This is a genomic window from Pseudomonas sp. SWI44 (assembly GCF_002947915.1).
In the GTDB taxonomy this organism is placed as follows: domain Bacteria; phylum Pseudomonadota; class Gammaproteobacteria; order Pseudomonadales; family Pseudomonadaceae; genus Aquipseudomonas; species Aquipseudomonas taiwanensis.
This window is the reverse complement of the sequence record NZ_CP026674.1, coordinates 314,227-329,421: the sequence shown is the minus strand read 5'-3', so window position 1 is coordinate 329,421 and position 15,195 is coordinate 314,227. Positions and strand designations below refer to the sequence as shown.

The 15,195-nt window shown below is 64.0% G+C and carries 12 protein-coding genes; 9 read left to right on the top strand and 3 right to left on the bottom strand.

Annotated elements, in window-relative coordinates; all coding sequences use genetic code 11:
* Window positions 1-5 precede the first annotated feature (5 nt).
* From C4Q26_RS01450 to C4Q26_RS01440, 3 genes are all read right to left on the bottom strand, one after another.
* Complete coding sequence (locus C4Q26_RS01450) at window positions 6-911, bottom strand: LysR family transcriptional regulator (RefSeq protein WP_104882596.1); 906 nt, start codon at window positions 909-911, stop codon at window positions 6-8.
* 463 nt (window positions 912-1,374) lie between these two features.
* Window positions 1,375-2,532, bottom strand: a complete 1,158-nt coding sequence (locus tag C4Q26_RS01445) for a S9 family peptidase (RefSeq protein ID WP_027907050.1) — start codon at window positions 2,530-2,532, stop codon at window positions 1,375-1,377.
* A gap of 180 nt (window positions 2,533-2,712) precedes the next feature.
* Window positions 2,713-3,651, bottom strand: a complete 939-nt coding sequence (locus tag C4Q26_RS01440; RefSeq protein ID WP_023379962.1) for a LysR family transcriptional regulator — start codon at window positions 3,649-3,651, stop codon at window positions 2,713-2,715.
* Between the two features lie 277 nt (window positions 3,652-3,928).
* Between C4Q26_RS01440 and C4Q26_RS01435 the strand changes: the two genes are divergently transcribed.
* From C4Q26_RS01435 to C4Q26_RS01395, 9 genes are all read left to right on the top strand, one after another.
* Window positions 3,929-4,870 (top strand): VOC family protein, encoded by a 942-nt coding sequence (locus tag C4Q26_RS01435; RefSeq protein WP_027907049.1) that lies wholly within the window; start codon window positions 3,929-3,931, stop codon window positions 4,868-4,870.
* 3 nt (window positions 4,871-4,873) lie between these two features.
* Complete coding sequence (locus C4Q26_RS01430; RefSeq protein WP_023379966.1) at window positions 4,874-5,221, top strand: Rieske 2Fe-2S domain-containing protein; 348 nt, start codon at window positions 4,874-4,876, stop codon at window positions 5,219-5,221.
* Between the two features lie 139 nt (window positions 5,222-5,360).
* Entirely contained in the window at window positions 5,361-6,485 is a 1,125-nt protein-coding gene (locus C4Q26_RS01425) for an FAD-dependent oxidoreductase (RefSeq protein ID WP_104882595.1), read from the top strand.
* An 85-nt stretch (window positions 6,486-6,570) separates the two neighbouring features.
* Window positions 6,571-8,241 carry a DUF1302 domain-containing protein gene (locus tag C4Q26_RS01420; RefSeq protein WP_023379968.1) on the top strand — a complete coding sequence of 557 codons (1,671 nt, stop codon included), beginning with the start codon at window positions 6,571-6,573 and terminating at the stop codon, window positions 8,239-8,241.
* Between the two features lie 14 nt (window positions 8,242-8,255).
* The gene (locus C4Q26_RS01415; RefSeq protein ID WP_023379969.1) at window positions 8,256-9,623 is read left to right on the top strand and encodes a DUF1329 domain-containing protein; all 1,368 of its coding nucleotides are present in this window, start codon (window positions 8,256-8,258) and stop codon (window positions 9,621-9,623) included.
* A 52-nt stretch (window positions 9,624-9,675) separates the two neighbouring features.
* The gene (locus C4Q26_RS01410) at window positions 9,676-10,737 is read left to right on the top strand and encodes a YCF48-related protein (RefSeq protein ID WP_023379970.1); all 1,062 of its coding nucleotides are present in this window, start codon (window positions 9,676-9,678) and stop codon (window positions 10,735-10,737) included.
* A gap of 3 nt (window positions 10,738-10,740) precedes the next feature.
* A complete protein-coding gene (locus tag C4Q26_RS01405; protein ID WP_104882594.1) occupies window positions 10,741-13,239 on the top strand; it encodes an RND family transporter in 2,499 nt (832 codons plus the stop codon).
* Window positions 13,229-14,419, top strand: a complete 1,191-nt coding sequence (locus tag C4Q26_RS01400; protein WP_104882593.1) for an MFS transporter — start codon at window positions 13,229-13,231, stop codon at window positions 14,417-14,419. Before C4Q26_RS01405 ends, C4Q26_RS01400 begins: the two co-directional genes overlap by 11 nt.
* Window positions 14,416-15,189: an SDR family NAD(P)-dependent oxidoreductase gene (locus C4Q26_RS01395; protein ID WP_027907044.1), complete on the top strand. Its 774-nt coding sequence runs from the start codon at window positions 14,416-14,418 to the stop codon at window positions 15,187-15,189. The genes C4Q26_RS01400 and C4Q26_RS01395 overlap by 4 nt, the downstream gene beginning before the upstream one ends.
* Window positions 15,190-15,195 lie beyond the last annotated feature (6 nt).

Genomic DNA, 15,195 nt, shown 5'->3' with positions numbered 1-15,195 from the left:
CAAGTCTAGAGAGCTTCGGCTTGCTGGCCAAAGCGTTTGATGAGCCATAGCCCAGCCGGCCCAGGCGGCGAATCAGTCCGGTAGATAGCGTCAAACGCGTAAGAGCCGCCTTTGCAATCAGGAAGATCGAGATGGATAAGATGTCCCGCATTGAGGTCCGCTTGGACCATAGGTAAGGGCATGTTGCCCCAGCCAATGCCTTCCTTGAGTAGCATGTGTTTTGCGCCTAAGTCTGCGAGCCGCCAGGTGCGGGGGCTCACTACGGCAAAATCTCTGTCCCCGGTAAGCGTTGAGCGATCTGACAACACCAATTGGACGTGATTTCTTGCCGCACCAGGCTCGTTGCGGCCGGCGAGGGCAAGTGGGTGCGCCTGGGCTGCAACGGGTACTAATTCAACACTGCCTACGCCGACACGCTCAAGGCCATCCCACCCCGTGTCCAGGGGGCCACTGATCCCAATGCCGGCTTTTTTCTCAAGTACTAGTTGCGTGACCGCACCGAGCGCTTCCATATGTAGATGCAAGGCCACAGTTGGAAACACCTGTCTAAAAGTCCTAAGCGCATCGACCACCCGCTCCGCTGGCAGCATTACATCCAGAGCAAGATGCACCTCTGCTTCGAGACCGTGCAACAGTCCAGACACCTTCGATCGTAGCCCATTGACTCCGTTGATGATCGTTCGGGCTTCGGCCAACACTGTGCGTCCAGCCTCTGTCAGCTGTGGTTTACGTGTCGTCTTGCGGTCAAAAAGTGATACGCCGAGCTGCATCTCGAGATTGGAAATGGAATAGCTCACCACTGACGTTGCACGATGCAGTTTCCTTGCAGCACCGGCGAAGCTTCCCACCTCTACGACCGTCAGGAGAACTTTCAGCTGGTCTAGAGTTGGTGTGCCAGGATCTGAGATCATTTTTACCAGCTCGGGAATATTGGACTAAGGCATGCTATTTGGGGCGCATCACTATGTCGACAGGTGAGTCGATCCCTCGGCCGATTATGGCTGGAATTTGCCGAGGCTGCTCGGCTGTGGGCGCTCGAGCATGAAGGGCCTGGCGGGGTTTCAATCTGACAGGGGAGAAGGGGCGGCAGAACGCCGGAGATGTGCAGCAGTGTTCTGCGTGAAATTTGCGTGATGCTTGGAAACGCTTGCAGACACCCATGAGCAGTCGATTGCAGCGAGAGCCGAGGTTAATCCAACGTTTACAGGGTTTATGGCCTGCTACACGCATGGGTGCAAGGGGTCGAGTGTTCGAATCACTCCGTCCCGACCAAAAATCCCTAAAAAATCCAGTCACTTAACGGTGACTGGATTTTTTTATGCCCCCACGTTTTCAACCAGCATCAAAACGCAGCGCCTAACACCACGAAAAGCCTCAAGCAGTGCGCCCGCCGAGCGTCTGCGCGACCCAATCGGCGATGTAGTGCCCGGCATTGATGCTGTTGTCGAAACTTGAGTGCTGCACGCCACCTTCGCGCGCGGTGAAGATCTTCAGTTCGCGTTTCGGGCTATTGACCAGTTGCTCGTAGGTGCGGTGCGCCCATTTGAGCGGGATCTGCGAGTCCTGCTCGCCGTGGGTGACCAGAAACGGAACGCGGATGCGATCGAGCACGCCATCCAGGTGCACGTTCTCGGCGATGCGCATGAAATCGTCCATGTCCTTGGCACCCCAGACCCAACGCACATGCGCCCAGTAATGCGGCACCGGGAAGTCACCCTCTTTCTCCAGTCGGCGCTTCTGCACGTCGCGCCAGTCATGGTTGGCACCCCATACCACCCCGCAGGCGAAGCGCGGCTCGAAGGCCACCGCGCGGGGGCAGTAGTAGCCGCCCAAGGACACACCTTCCATACCGATGCGCTTGGCGTCGACATCGTCGCGGGTTTCCAGCCAGTCCATGACTCGGCTGGCCCAGTGCTCACTGTCGTAGCGTGCAGTCAGGCCGTGCAGACGCAGCGCTTCGCCGGTGCCGGGCTGGTCGATGATCAACGACGACACGCCGCGCTTGGCCAGCCAGGTGGGTAGGCCGACGCGGTATTTCATCTCCTTGGTCGAGTCCAGGCCATTGACCTGCACCAGCAGTGGTGCCGGGCCACTGACGCCTTCTGCGCGAACCAGCAAACCACTCAGGTGCTTGCCTTCGTAGGGGATCTGGACCCGTTCGCAGTTTTCCCGGGACAGGTCGATGCCGCGGGCGAAGGTCTCCAGAAAGCGCTGGTACAGCGCCGCGCGCCCTGGAGCGGCGTGGGCCTGCAGGCGTTCGCAGGTAAGGTAGTAGGTCGCGGCGCGGTTGTACTTCTCGCCAGCGGACAGGCGCCGGCCGGCGGCTTCGTCTTCCTCGGCCAGGGCGCAGAGTTTGTCGGCCATGCTCGACCAGGTTTCCCGGAAGGCCTGGGTACCGGCGGCGTCGGGTTGCTTGGCGGCTTCTTGCAGCGGGGCGCACATCACCTCGATTTCGCCCATGCGGGCGCCCATCTCGATGGCCAGGTCCACCGAAAGGTTCCAGACGTAATTGGTGGGGAAGTAACGGAACATTGTTGTTGTCCTTCTGCGGTCGTTGAGTCCGGCGCCCCTATTGCGGCAGGCACGCAGGGCGCGGTTCGACAGCACGTTACGCAGACAAGACAGGCCGAGGCCAATCGTGATCGGGGATGCAAGGTATCGCCAAACGCGATGCCCCGGCTGCGTTGCGCTAGCCGGGGCGATGGTTACGGATCAGGCGGTGGCGCGCAGGGCTTGTGGCTGCCGCTCGGCGCTCTGGATGAAGTCACAGATCCGCTCTCGCAGCCAGCGGTGCATGGGGTCGCCGTCCATGCTGCGGTGCCACAGCATGAACTCTCGCATCACCGGGATCCTCACCGGTGGCGGCAGGATGCGTAGGGGCAGGTAACCGGCGTACAGCTCGGCCAGGCGGCGGTGCATCGTAGCGATCCGCGAGGTGCCCACCAGCAGTTGGGGCAGGGTGTTGAAGTCGTTGGTGATCACTTCCAGGCGGCGGTTGAAGCCGTACTGGTTCATGAACCAGTCCTCGATGCTCAGGTGCCGGTTGCGGCCGAAGCCTACCGAGATGTGGCCCATTTGCATGTACTGCTCCAGCGTCAGTTGCTCGCCAACCTCCGGGTTATCGCGCCAGACGACGCAGACGTGGTCCTCCTCGAACAGCAGTTGGGCTGGATGGCCATCGATGAGGTAGCGCTCGGGCACGATCATCATGTCCACCTCACCGCGCATCAGTAGCTCGGCGCTGTTGTCGCCGGGGCTGATCATTTCGAAGGTGATGTGCGGCGCCACCCGGTGAAGCTTCTGGATGACCTGGGCGAACAGCACGCTGATCAGGTAGTCCGAGCTCACCAGGCGAAAGTGACGCTTGCTGCTCGCCGGTTCGAACACGGGCTTGGCGGTGATCGAGGATCGAATGGTAAGCAGCACCTCGCGCACCGGCTTGGCCAGTTCCAGGGCGTAGGGCGTGGGCTGCATCTTGCGGCCGACCTGCACCAACAGTTCGTCCTCGAAAAAGGTTCGCAAGCGCCCCAGCACGCCGCTGGTGGCCGACTGGGTCATGTGCAGGCGTTCGGCGGCGCGGGTGATGTTCTGCTCTTCGAGCAGGACGTCCAAGGCAACCAGCAGGTTCAGATCCAGGTGGTGAAAGCGCATGGTGATAGCTCTCGGCTCTTGTAGTTATTTTCGCGATACCTTCTCGCTGCATTGCCGATACGTCAAGCGCCAGCCGCCTTTGACCGAGCCAACGCCAGGCGCCATGGGCCTGCGCGCAGGTATCGCGATTGCTGATGCCTCGCATCCTGACTCGCGATTGGTCATGCCACCCCAGCGCCGCGCAACCTGCGCTCCAGTCGAGCGGCCGATGCGCCGTCCACGACCCACTGACGGCAGCTCTGCCTCGCCTAATAACAATTTCAATGGAGTGGTAGCCATGAACATTCTTGGTCTCGACGCGCTGGTGTTCGGCGTCGACGATATCCAGGCCTGTGCCGCTTGCCTGCGTGACTATGGCCTTGACACCGTCCACCTGGACGCCGACGGCGGCCGTTTTGAAGCGCTGGACGGGACCGCGATCGTCATCCGTCGCGGCGATGACGAAAGCTTGCCGCCGGCCTTGGGGCCGACCCCATCGCTGCGCGAGACGGTCTATGGCGTGGCCGAGCCGGCCGACCTCGAAGCGATCGCCGACGAACTGGGCCGCGACCGGGAAGTGCGCCGCGACGCCAGCGGCGCGCTGCATACCTTCGATGACCTGGGGTTCGCCATCGCTTTCCAAGTGACCTGCCGGCGTACCTTCGAGGCGCCAGCGGACCTGACCAACGCCCCGGGCAGCACCCCGCAGCGTCCGCTCAACCAGCTCGGCATCACCCCGGACATGCCTGCGCTGCCGCGCACGCTGTCCCACGTGGTGTACTTCGTCCCAGATGCGGCCAAGGGCGAAGCGTTTTACCGCGACCGCCTGGGCTTCGTCACCACCGATAGCTTTACCGGCGTCGGCCCGTTCATGCGTAGCGCGGGCATGGATGATCACCATTGCCTGTTCATGATCCAGACACCGCCGCACATGCAAGGCTGCGAGCACTTTACCTTCCACATGGGCAGCGGCACCGAAGTGTTGCTGGCCGGCACGCGCTTCCAGCAGAACGGTTGGACCAGTTTCTGGGGCCCAGGCCGGCACCTGCTCGGCTCCAACTGGTTCTGGTATTTCAACAGCCCGTTGGGGTGCCACATCGAATACGACGCCGATATGGACAAGCATGACGACGCCTGGGCGGCGCGCCAGGCGCCGATGTCCGCGGACAACTCGCAGTTGTTCCTGTTCACCTCGCGGGAGAAATGGGCCCCCGGCGGCCCACCCCCGAAAAAGGCCTGAGCCATGGGCCGTATGGCGCTGTGTCGGCTCGAAGAGCTGGTTGAAGGCCAGGCCCGCGGTTTCGACCCCAAGGGCAAGGGCGAAGACACGCTGTTCGCCCTTCGCTACCGGGGGCAGGTCCGGGTGTATCGCAACCTGTGTCCGCACCTGCGGGGACCTCTGGAGTACCGCAAGGACCGTTTCCTCAGTGCCGATGGCCAGTGGGTGGTGTGTTACGCGCACGGTGCGCGCTTCAGGCCCGACGACGGTACCTGTGTCCACGGCCCTTGCCGCGGCGAGGCCTTGCACGTGCTGCAACACCACGAGGCGGGCGGATGGCTGCTAGTGCCGCTGGAGCAGTTGGGCCACTGATCTATCGCGCTGCGCGATAGGTCGCATCCCAGGACTCGATTGGTCAAAGCCCGGCGCTGCCGTGAAGCTGTGCCCAGGCACAGGAAACGACCGCCACCCATGACGGGGCGGACAACAAGAACAAGACGTGAGACATGCCATGAATACTGTGAACAAAGTGCTGGTCGTCGGCGGCGGGATTGGCGGGTTGTGCGCCGCCATTGCCCTGCGTCGCAAGGGCATTGCGGTCGACCTGGTCGAGCTCAAGACCGAGTGGACCGTCTATGGCGTCGGCATCATTCAGCAAAGTAATGTCGTGCGTGAGATGCATCGCCTGGGCCTGCTCGAGGCCTATCTCGATGCCGCCTACGCGTTCGAAGACGTGGCCATCTATACCGCCCAGGGCCAACAGCTGGCGCGCATTCCCGGGCAGCGACTGGCCGGCCCCCAGTACCCGGCCAATGTCGGCATCTCCCGCCGCGCTCTGCACAAGGTCTTGAGCGAAACCGCCATCGAACTCGGCACCGAGGTGCGCCTGGGTACCTCGGTGGAGAGTTTCGAACAGGATCGCGGAGGGGTGGACGTGCTGTTCACCGATGGTAGCCAGGGGCGTTATGGGCTGGTTGTGGGTGCCGACGGGCTGTACTCGAAGATTCGCGGGCTGTTGTTCGGTGACCAGTACCAACCACGTTTTACCGGGCAGTCGGTGTGGCGTTACAACTTCCCGCGGGCTGCCGGTATCGACCACCTGGCCAACTACCAGGGGCCGTCAGGCAATGCCGGCCTGGTGCCCCTGGCCGATGACCTGATGTACCTGTTCACCACCTCCCATGAGCCGGGCAACCCCTGGATGGAGCCGGCCACCCTGGCCGATGGCCTGCGCCAGCGCCTGGTCGGATTCGGCGGGCTGATCGGTGAACTGCGCGAGCAAATCGGCGACAGTCGCGAGGTCGTGTACAAGCCGCTGGAAGCCGTGTTCGTCGACCAGCCCTGGTATCGCGGTCGCGTGTTGCTGATCGGCGACGCCGCCCATGCCACCACGCCGCATCTGGGGCAGGGTGCGGGAATGGCCATCGAGGATGCCGTGGTGCTGGCTGAGGAGCTCACCGCAGGCAGCAGTCTCGACGCCCAGTTGCAGCGCTTCATGGGCCGACGTTTCGAGCGCTGCAAGTTCATCAGCGAGAAGTCCCTGCTGGCCGGCGAGAAAGAGATCCAGGGTGACGCCTCCTTCGACCGCATCGGCCTGGTCAAGCACATGCTGGATGTCACCGCACGACCGATCTGACGCCTTGCAATCGGTGCGCCCCCGTGCTGGCGCACCGGATTCTCCGCCAACACCGACCGACAAGAACAATAAAGAGGAAACCCCGATGTTGACTCGCAAAGGTGCGACCCCACGGCCCCTGCCGGCGCTGAAACCCATCGGCCTGGCGCTTCTGGCGCTGGCCACCAGCCAGGCCCAGGCCTTCGAGTTCGAGACCGGTAACCCCGATCTGCGGGTGCGCTGGGACAACACGCTCAAATACAGCGCCGCCTGGCGCACCCAGGATGCCAGCGGCAAACTCACCGAGGGCCAGACTGCGCTGAACCTGGATGACGGCGACCGCAACTTCGACAAAGGCCTGATCTCCAACCGCCTCGATCTGCTGTCGGAGCTGGACATCACCTACGACAACGTCGGTGCACGGGTCAGCGGCGCGGCCTGGTACGACGATGTCTACAACCAAGGCACCGACAACAACGACCCCAACCGCGCCAACAGCTATTCGGTCGACTACGACGCCTTCACCGACGACACCCGCACGTTGCATGGACGCAAGGGCGAGTTGCTTGACGCCTTCATCTTCGGCAAGACCGAGATTGGCGACATGCCGGTATCCGGGCGCCTTGGCCAATACGCCATGCAATGGGGCGAGAGCCTGTTCTATGGGATGAACGGCATTGCCGGTGGCATGGCGCCGGTGGACGTAGTCAAGGGACTGTCGGTGCCCAACACCCAGTTCAAGGAGCTGATTCGACCCGTGCAGCAGATCTCCGGCCAGTTGCAACTGACACCGGATGTATCCGTTGGGGCTTACTACCAGTTCGAGTGGGAAGCCAACCGTCTGCCTGCGGCTGGCAGCTACTTCTCCACCGACGACTTCTTCGGTGATGGCGGTGAACGCATGTTCGTCGGGGCGCCGGTGTTTCCCGGCGGCCAGCCGCTGGCATTCTTCCGTGGCAACGACAAGGAAGCCAAGGATTCGGGGCAGGGCGGGGTGCAGCTGCGCTGGCGGACCGAGACCGTCGATTGGGGCGTCTACGCCATTCGCTTCCATGACAAGTCGCCGCAACTGAACGTGCGTCCGAACTTCGCCAACCTCGACCCGGTCAGCGGCAAGGCGGGCGAGTTCTACTGGGTGTATCCAGAAGGCATCGAGGCGCTTGGCGCCAGCTTCTCCACCACGCTGGGCAACTTCAACCTCGCAGGTGAGTTGTCTACGCGCTGGAACCAGCCGTTGGCTTCCACCAACCAGCATGCATTGGCGGCGGGGGAGGTCATCGACAACGACGACAACCCGGTCTACGCCACCGGTCGCACTCTGCACGCCAACTTCTCGTGGCTGGCCAGCCTGGAGCCGAACTTCATCGCTGCCGAGTCCAGTTTCCTTGGCGAAATCGCCTGGAACCGGGTGATGAGCGTGAGCAAGAACGCCGATGCCGTCGACCCCAATGCCGACCGCGATGCCACCAGCCTGCGCCTGGTATTCGAGCCGATGTACCGGCAGATCTTCCCCGGCCTCGACCTCTCGGTGCCGATCGGAGCGAGCTACACCAACGGTGCATCCATGGCGCTGGGCACCGGTTTTGGCGCTGACCACGGCGGCGACCTGAACATCGGCCTGAAGGGCAACTACCTCAATACCTGGAACCTGGGTCTGACCTACACGCACTACTACGGCCCGGAAAACACCTTCCTCGATGCCGACAACCATTACACCTTCGAACAGTCGCTCAAAGACCGCGACTTCATCGCCTTCACCGTCAGCCGCACCTTCTGACCGAGGACTTCACGATGAAACACAACAAGAAAGTCGTTTCCCTGTTCACTGCCCTGAGTGTCTCGCTGCTGTTCGCCCATGGCGCTTGTGCCGCGGTATCCGCCGAGCAGGCCGCCACGCTCAAGACCACCTTGACGCCGCTGGGCGGCGAGCGCGCCGGTAACGCCGACGGCAGCATCCCGGCCTGGACCGGCGGTTATACCCAGGCCGACCCCGGCTACAAGGAAGGCGGCAAGCGCGGCGATCCATTCGCCCGTGAAAAACCGCTATTGACCATCACTGCACAGAACATGGCGCAATATGCCGACAAGCTGACCCCAGGCATCCAGGCGATGCTCAAGAAGTACCCGGACAGCTACCGGCTGGACGTCTACCCGACCCACCGTAGCGCTGCCGCACCACAATCGGTGTACGACGCCACCTTCGCCAATGCCACCAGCGGCACGCTTGTGGACGGCCCTGCCGGACCGATGCCGACAGGGGCGGCCGGAGGTATTCCGTTCCCGATCCCCGCCGACGGTGTGCAAGCCATGTGGAATCACCTGCTGCGTTGGCGTGGTGCGTCGTGGCATGCCAGCTTCAAGCAGTACCTGACCACCGCCGACGGCAAGCATGTGCTGACCAACGACTCGCGCGCCGACCTGCAGATGCCCTGGTACCTGCCGGGCGGCAGTGGCGACAAGGGCGTGTTCTGGTCGATCCGCATGACCAACGATGGCCCACCCCTGCGCGCCGGTGAGGCCATCACCGGCTTGGAGAACCTTAACGCCGACAAAGCGGCTGTCTGGACCTACCTGCCGGGCCAGCGCCGCGTGCGTCGCCTGCCCAACGCCTGCTGCGACACGCCAACCCCGGCCACCGCCGGTGTGATGAGTTTCGATGAGCTGTACGTGTTCAACGGGCGCCTCGACCGCTTCGACTGGAAGCTGGTGGGCAAGAAGGAAATGTACATCCCCTACAACGCCAATAAGGTCTTTACCGCTGCCAGCGCCGAGGCGCTGCTCGACCCGCATCACCTGGCCCCAGATGCCATCCGCTGGGAACTGCACCGCGTGTGGGAAGTGCAGGCGACCCTCAAGAACGGCCAGCGTCACGTGATGCCGCGCAGTACCTACTACCTCGACGAAGACACCTGGGCCGCGGTACTGGGCGAGCGCTATGACGCCCGAAACCAGTTGGCCAAGGTGGTCTGGACGTCACCCGTGGTGCTACCCGACCTGCCTGGCGTGGTGACGCTCACCAATGGCTTCTACGACCTGCTCTCCGGTGCCTGGTTCGCAGGTGACCTGTTCGCCGGCAAGAGCGAGCAGTACCGCATCGTGCCGCCCTACAAGGACTCGGTGTTCACCGCCGACGCCATGGCCGGTGAGGGCGTGCGCTGAACAGGCTCTGCGCCTGGGCTGTACCCACTACAAGAACAAAAGGTTGCGTGCGATGAACAAGATGCTCTACAGCTGGCTGCTGGCCGCCTGTTGCTGGCTGCCTCCGGCGTTCGCCGGAAGTGGCGTGGATGTACTCTCGCAGCCCGCGGTGCATGGGCCACAAGCCCTGCGTGCGGTGCTGCAGGACGTGGCGCGGGTTGGTATGCGCCTGGTGGCGGTGGGCGAGCGTGGTGTGGTGTTGCTCAGCGATGACAACGGCGCCACCTGGCGTCAGGCCATGAGCGTACCGGTGAGTGTCAGCCTCACCGCCGTGCAGTTCATCGATGAACGTCACGGTTGGGTGGTCGGTCACGCTGGGGTGGTGTTGCACAGCGCCGACGGCGGTGAGCACTGGACCTTGCAGCTTGACGGCAAGCGCGCCGCGACGCTGGAGTTGCAAGCGGCCCAAGCATCCGCGGACGAGCAGCGCGTGGCCGCCGCGCAACGGCTGCTCGCCGATGGCGCCGACAAGCCGCTGCTGGCGCTGAGCTTCGCCGATGCACGCCACGGCCTTGCTGTGGGAGCCTACGGGTTGGCCATGAGCACTGTCGATGGTGGGCGGACCTGGCAGTCCGCCATGGGGCGTTTGCCGAATCGACGTGGCTTGCACCTGTATGCCCTGGCGCGCCAGGGCAGCGACCTGTACATCGCCGGTGAGCAGGGCCTGCTGTTGCGTTCGCGCGACAGCGGTTCCCACTTCGAACCGCTGCAAGGCCCTTACGATGGCAGCTACTTCGCGGCCGCCATTCTGCCAAGCGGGCGACTGCTGGTCGGAGGATTGCGCGGCTCGTTGTTCGCCTCCGATGACGGCGCAGACAGTTTCGTGGCGCTGGCCAACCCGATTCCCGCCTCGCTCAACAGCATACGCGTCGTCGGTGACCAGCTCTTGCTCGCCAACCAGGCTGGCATGCTCCTGCGCAGCGGCATCGACACCTTCGCCGCGCAGCCTGTGCCGGTCTCCGACGGCTTGCCGCTGACCGCCGCCACCCTCGCGGCAGACGGTGCCATCGTCGCCGTCGGAATGGCGGGTACCCGCCGTCTGGCGGCTTCCAACGTTTCCACCACGGCGGACTGAACCATGCACGCGATGAATTCACCTGCGCCGTCCAGCGGCCGTCTCGATGACTTCGACAGCACGTCCGGCTCGCTGCTAGAGCGCGCGCTGTTCAACCATCGCGCCTGGGTGCTGCTGTTGTGCCTGGCGGCAACCCTGCTGCTCGGCTGGCAGGCCTCGCGCCTGACCCTCAACGCCAGTTTCGAGAAAATGATCCCGCAGGATCACCCATTCATTCACAACTACCTGGAGCACCGCCAGGAACTGGCCGGGCTGGGCAACGCCGTTCGCATCGCCGTGGCCAACCCGCACGGCAGCATCTACGACAAGCATTACCTGGACAACCTGCAGCAGCTCAACGACGCGGTATACCTGCTGCCGGGCGTCGACCGCGCCGCGATGAAATCCCTGTGGACCCCTTCCACCCGCTGGACCGGAGTGACTGAGGAAGGTCTGGAGGGCGGTCCGGTGATTCCCGATGGCTACGATGGCGCCGCCGCGAGCCTGGAGGCGCTCAAGCGCAACGTCGAGCGCTCCAACGAGATCGGCCAGTTGGTGGCCTTCGACCAGCGATCGAGCATCATCTACGTGCCGCTTCTGGAGAAGACCCCAGACGGTCAGTCGCTGGACTACACAGCGTTCGCCCACGAGCTTGAGACCCTCCGCGAGCGCTTCCAGGCACAGGGCGTGCAGATCCACATCACCGGGTTTGCCAAAGTGGTGGGCGACCTGATCGACGGCCTGCGGCAGATCCTGCTGTTCTTCGCCGTGGCAATCGCCATTACCGCCGTGGTGCTCTACGGGTATACCCGCTGTGTGCGTAGCACGGCACTGGTGGTGGTGTGCTCGTTGGTGGCAGTGATCTGGCAGCTCGGCCTGCTGCCGCTGCTGGGCTACGCGCTCGACCCTTACTCGGTGCTGGTACCGTTCCTGGTGTTCGCCATCGGCATGAGCCACGGCGCGCAGAAGATGAACGGCATCATGCAGGACATCGGACGCGGCATGCATCGCCTGGTGGCGGCGCGCTTTACCTTCCGCCGCCTGTTCCTGGCTGGGTTGACCGCGCTGTTGTGCGATGCGGTGGGTTTCGCTGTGCTGATGATCATCCAGATCCAGGTGATCCAGGACCTTGCGGTGATCGCCAGCCTGGGCGTGGCGGTGCTGATCTTCACCAACCTGATTCTGCTGCCGGTATTGCTCTCGTACGTGGGAGTCAGTGCCCGAGCCGCGCGGCGTAGCCTGCGCGCCGAAGAAGCGCAGGCGAGTGGGGCGCGCAAGCAGGCGTTGTGGCGTTTTCTTGACCTGTTCACCCAGCGTCGCTGGGCTGGTGCCTGCATCGCCGTGGCGGCGTTGATGGCCGCTGGTGGGTATGCCGTCAGCCTGCACCTGAAGGTTGGCGACCTCGACGCGGGGGCGCCTGAGTTGCGCGCCGATTCGCGCTACAACCGCGACAATGCCTTCGTCACCAAGCATTACGGCGCCAGCAGCGATGTGTTCGCCGTGATGGTGCGCACCGCTCCCGGCGGTTGTTCGGCCTATGACACTCTCAAGCGGGTGGATGACCTGGACTGGCAACTGCGAGGCCTGCAGGGGGTGGATTCGACCAACTCGCTGGCACTGCTAAATCGCCGGGTGCTGGTCGGCCTTTCCGAGGGCAGTCCGAAGTGGTACGACCTGGTCAACAACCAGGCGACCCTGAACATGGTCACCGCCAATGCCCCGCGCGGGTTATACAACGACGACTGCAGCCTGCTGACGCTCTACGCCTACCTCACCGACCACAAGGCCGACACCTTGGCGCAGGTGGTGGACAGCGTCCAGGGCTTCGCCCAGGCCAACGACAGCGAGCAGGCGAGCTTCCTGATGGCTGCTGGCAGTGCGGGTATCGAGGCTGCCACCAACCAGGTGGTGAAACAGGCCAATCGCGACATGCTGTGGTGGGTGTACGGCGCTGTGATCCTGCTCTGCCTGGCGACCTTCCGCTCGTGGCGAGCGGTACTCTGCGCGGTATTGCCACTGGTGCTGACCTCGATCCTCTGCGAAGCGCTGATGGTCGCGCTCGGTATAGGCGTGAAGGTCGCGACCCTGCCGGTGATCGCGCTGGGTGTCGGCATCGGCGTGGACTACGCGCTGTACGTGATGAGCATCGTGCTGGGCCAGCTGCGTGAAGGGGCGAGCCTGTCCCAGGCCTATTACCGCGCACTGCTGTTCACTGGAAAGGTGGTGATGCTTACCGGAATCACCCTGGCCATCGGCGTCGGTACCTGGATCTTCTCGCCGATCAAGTTCCAGGCTGACATGGGCGTGCTGCTGGCCTTCATGTTCGTCTGGAACATGGTCGGCGCGCTGATCCTTTTGCCCGCACTGGCTTACTTCCTCTTGCCCCACCGCCAGGCCAGTGCCGAACAGCACCCCAAAGCATCGGCCCATGTATCCCAGCCCACGCAGCGCGAGGAAGGGGCAGGGGCGCTGGAACCCAGCGCAGGCTTTCGTCCACTGGAGGAGATGAGCCATGGCCGCTGAACGTATCGCCGGACGCATCCAGGGCGCGCTGCTGCTGTTCGGCAGTTGCCTGCCGGTGCTGGGTGCTGTGCTCATAGCGCCGGTCCTGCCGCGCATGCATGAGCATTTTGCCCAGACTCCGGGAGTCGCCGTGCTGGTGCCCGTGGCGTTGACGCTGCCGGCGCTGGTGATTGCCTTGCTGGCGCCGCTGGCCGGGGTGCTCGCCGACCGTGTCGGGCGTCGACCACTGTTGCTGGCGAGCATGCTGCTGTACAGCCTGTGCGGACTGTTGCCGCTATGGCTGGACTCATTGGCCCTGATCGTCGTCAGCCGCGCCGGTATCGGCGTGGCCGAAGCGGGGATCATGACCTGCTGCACGACGTTGATGGGTGATTACTTCGACGGCCAGCGCCGAGCCCGGCTGTTCGCCCTGCAGATGGTGGTGACGTCGTTGTCGGCGGCGTTGTTCATGGGCGTGGGCGGTGCGCTGGGCGAAAGCGACTGGCGTTCCCCCTTCGCGCTTTACGCCGTGGGTGTACTGTGCCTGCCGCTGATGGCCGTCGCGCTGTGGGAGCCCGGCACCTGTCGCAGCGCATGCGAGCAGAAGGCGCAATCGCGTTTCCCCTGGGCAGCCTTGGCGCCTTTGTACCTGCTCACGGGGCTGGCTGGCGTCAGCCTGTTCATCGTCCCGGTACAGGCCGGTTACGTGCTGCAACTGCTGCATGTCGATGCGCCGCAACACGTCGGCTTGACCATGGGTGCCAACCAACTGGGCGTGTTGGCCGGCGCACTGGCTTTCCGGCTGCTGGCGCGCCTGGCCCCTTGCCGCCTGCTGGCATTGGGTTTTGCCACCGCCGGGGTCGGTGGTGGCCTGATGGCGTTGGCCAGCAGTCATGCACCGGTGGTCGTGGCGGTGCTCATCAATGGTTTGGGTGTAGGCCTGCTATTACCGACGCTGATCACCCGGGTAATGCAGCAGGTCGGCTTCGAGCAGCGTGGCCGCGCCACTGGCGGATTCACCGCGGCGATCTTCGCCGGCGAGTTCCTCAGCCCGCTGCTGGTGCTGGCGCTGACGGCGGGTGTGGTTGCGCAATTGCCCCACGCGCTGTTGCTGATCGCCATCGGGCAACTGCTATTGGCGCCAGTGTGCCTGGTGATGATGCGCCGCACACGTCCTGATGCAGTGGTAGGTGCACGATGAGCGAACTGTTTTCACTGGCGGGAAAGACTGCACTCATCACTGGCGCTACCCGCGGCATCGGCCTGGCCATCGCCCGCGAGTATGGGCGTGCCGGTGCGCGTGTCGCCATCAGCAGCGAGAGTGCCGAGGGCTGCGAGCACGCCGTGGCGCAACTGGCGCTGGAAGGCATCGAGGCCATCGCGCTGGTCGCCGATCTGCGTGACGCCGAGGCCGTACAGGGCCTGGCTAGGCGCTGCCTGGATCACTTCGGGCGTCTCGATGCGTTGGTGTGCAATGCCGGTGTCGCCCCGCACATGGGGCCATTGGCCGCGGCTAGCGATGCCGACTGGGAACTGACCTTCACCGTCAACCTGCGCAGCGCGCTGTGGCTGACCAACGCGCTGTTACCGGCCATGGCCGAGGGCGGCGGCGGCAGCGTGGTGTTCATGGCCAGTATCGCCGGTGTGCGCGGCAACAAGGGGCTGGGCCTGTATGGGCTGTCCAAGGCTGGCCTCGCACAGCTGGCGCGCAACCTGGCGGTGGAGTGGGGGCCGGCGAACATTCGCGTCAATGCCATCAGCCCTGGCGTCATCCACACCGCGTTCGCCCGCCCTCTGACCGACAACCCCCAGGTACTGGAGCGGCGCCTGGCGCTCACCCCCTTGCGGCGGGTCGGCCGCCCGGAAGAAGTGGCAGCCCTTGCCTTGCTGCTGGCTGCGCCGGGGGGCGCGTTCATCACGGGACAGAATCTTATTGTCGACGGTGGCACGACCATCGGCGACGGCAATTGAAAGGAG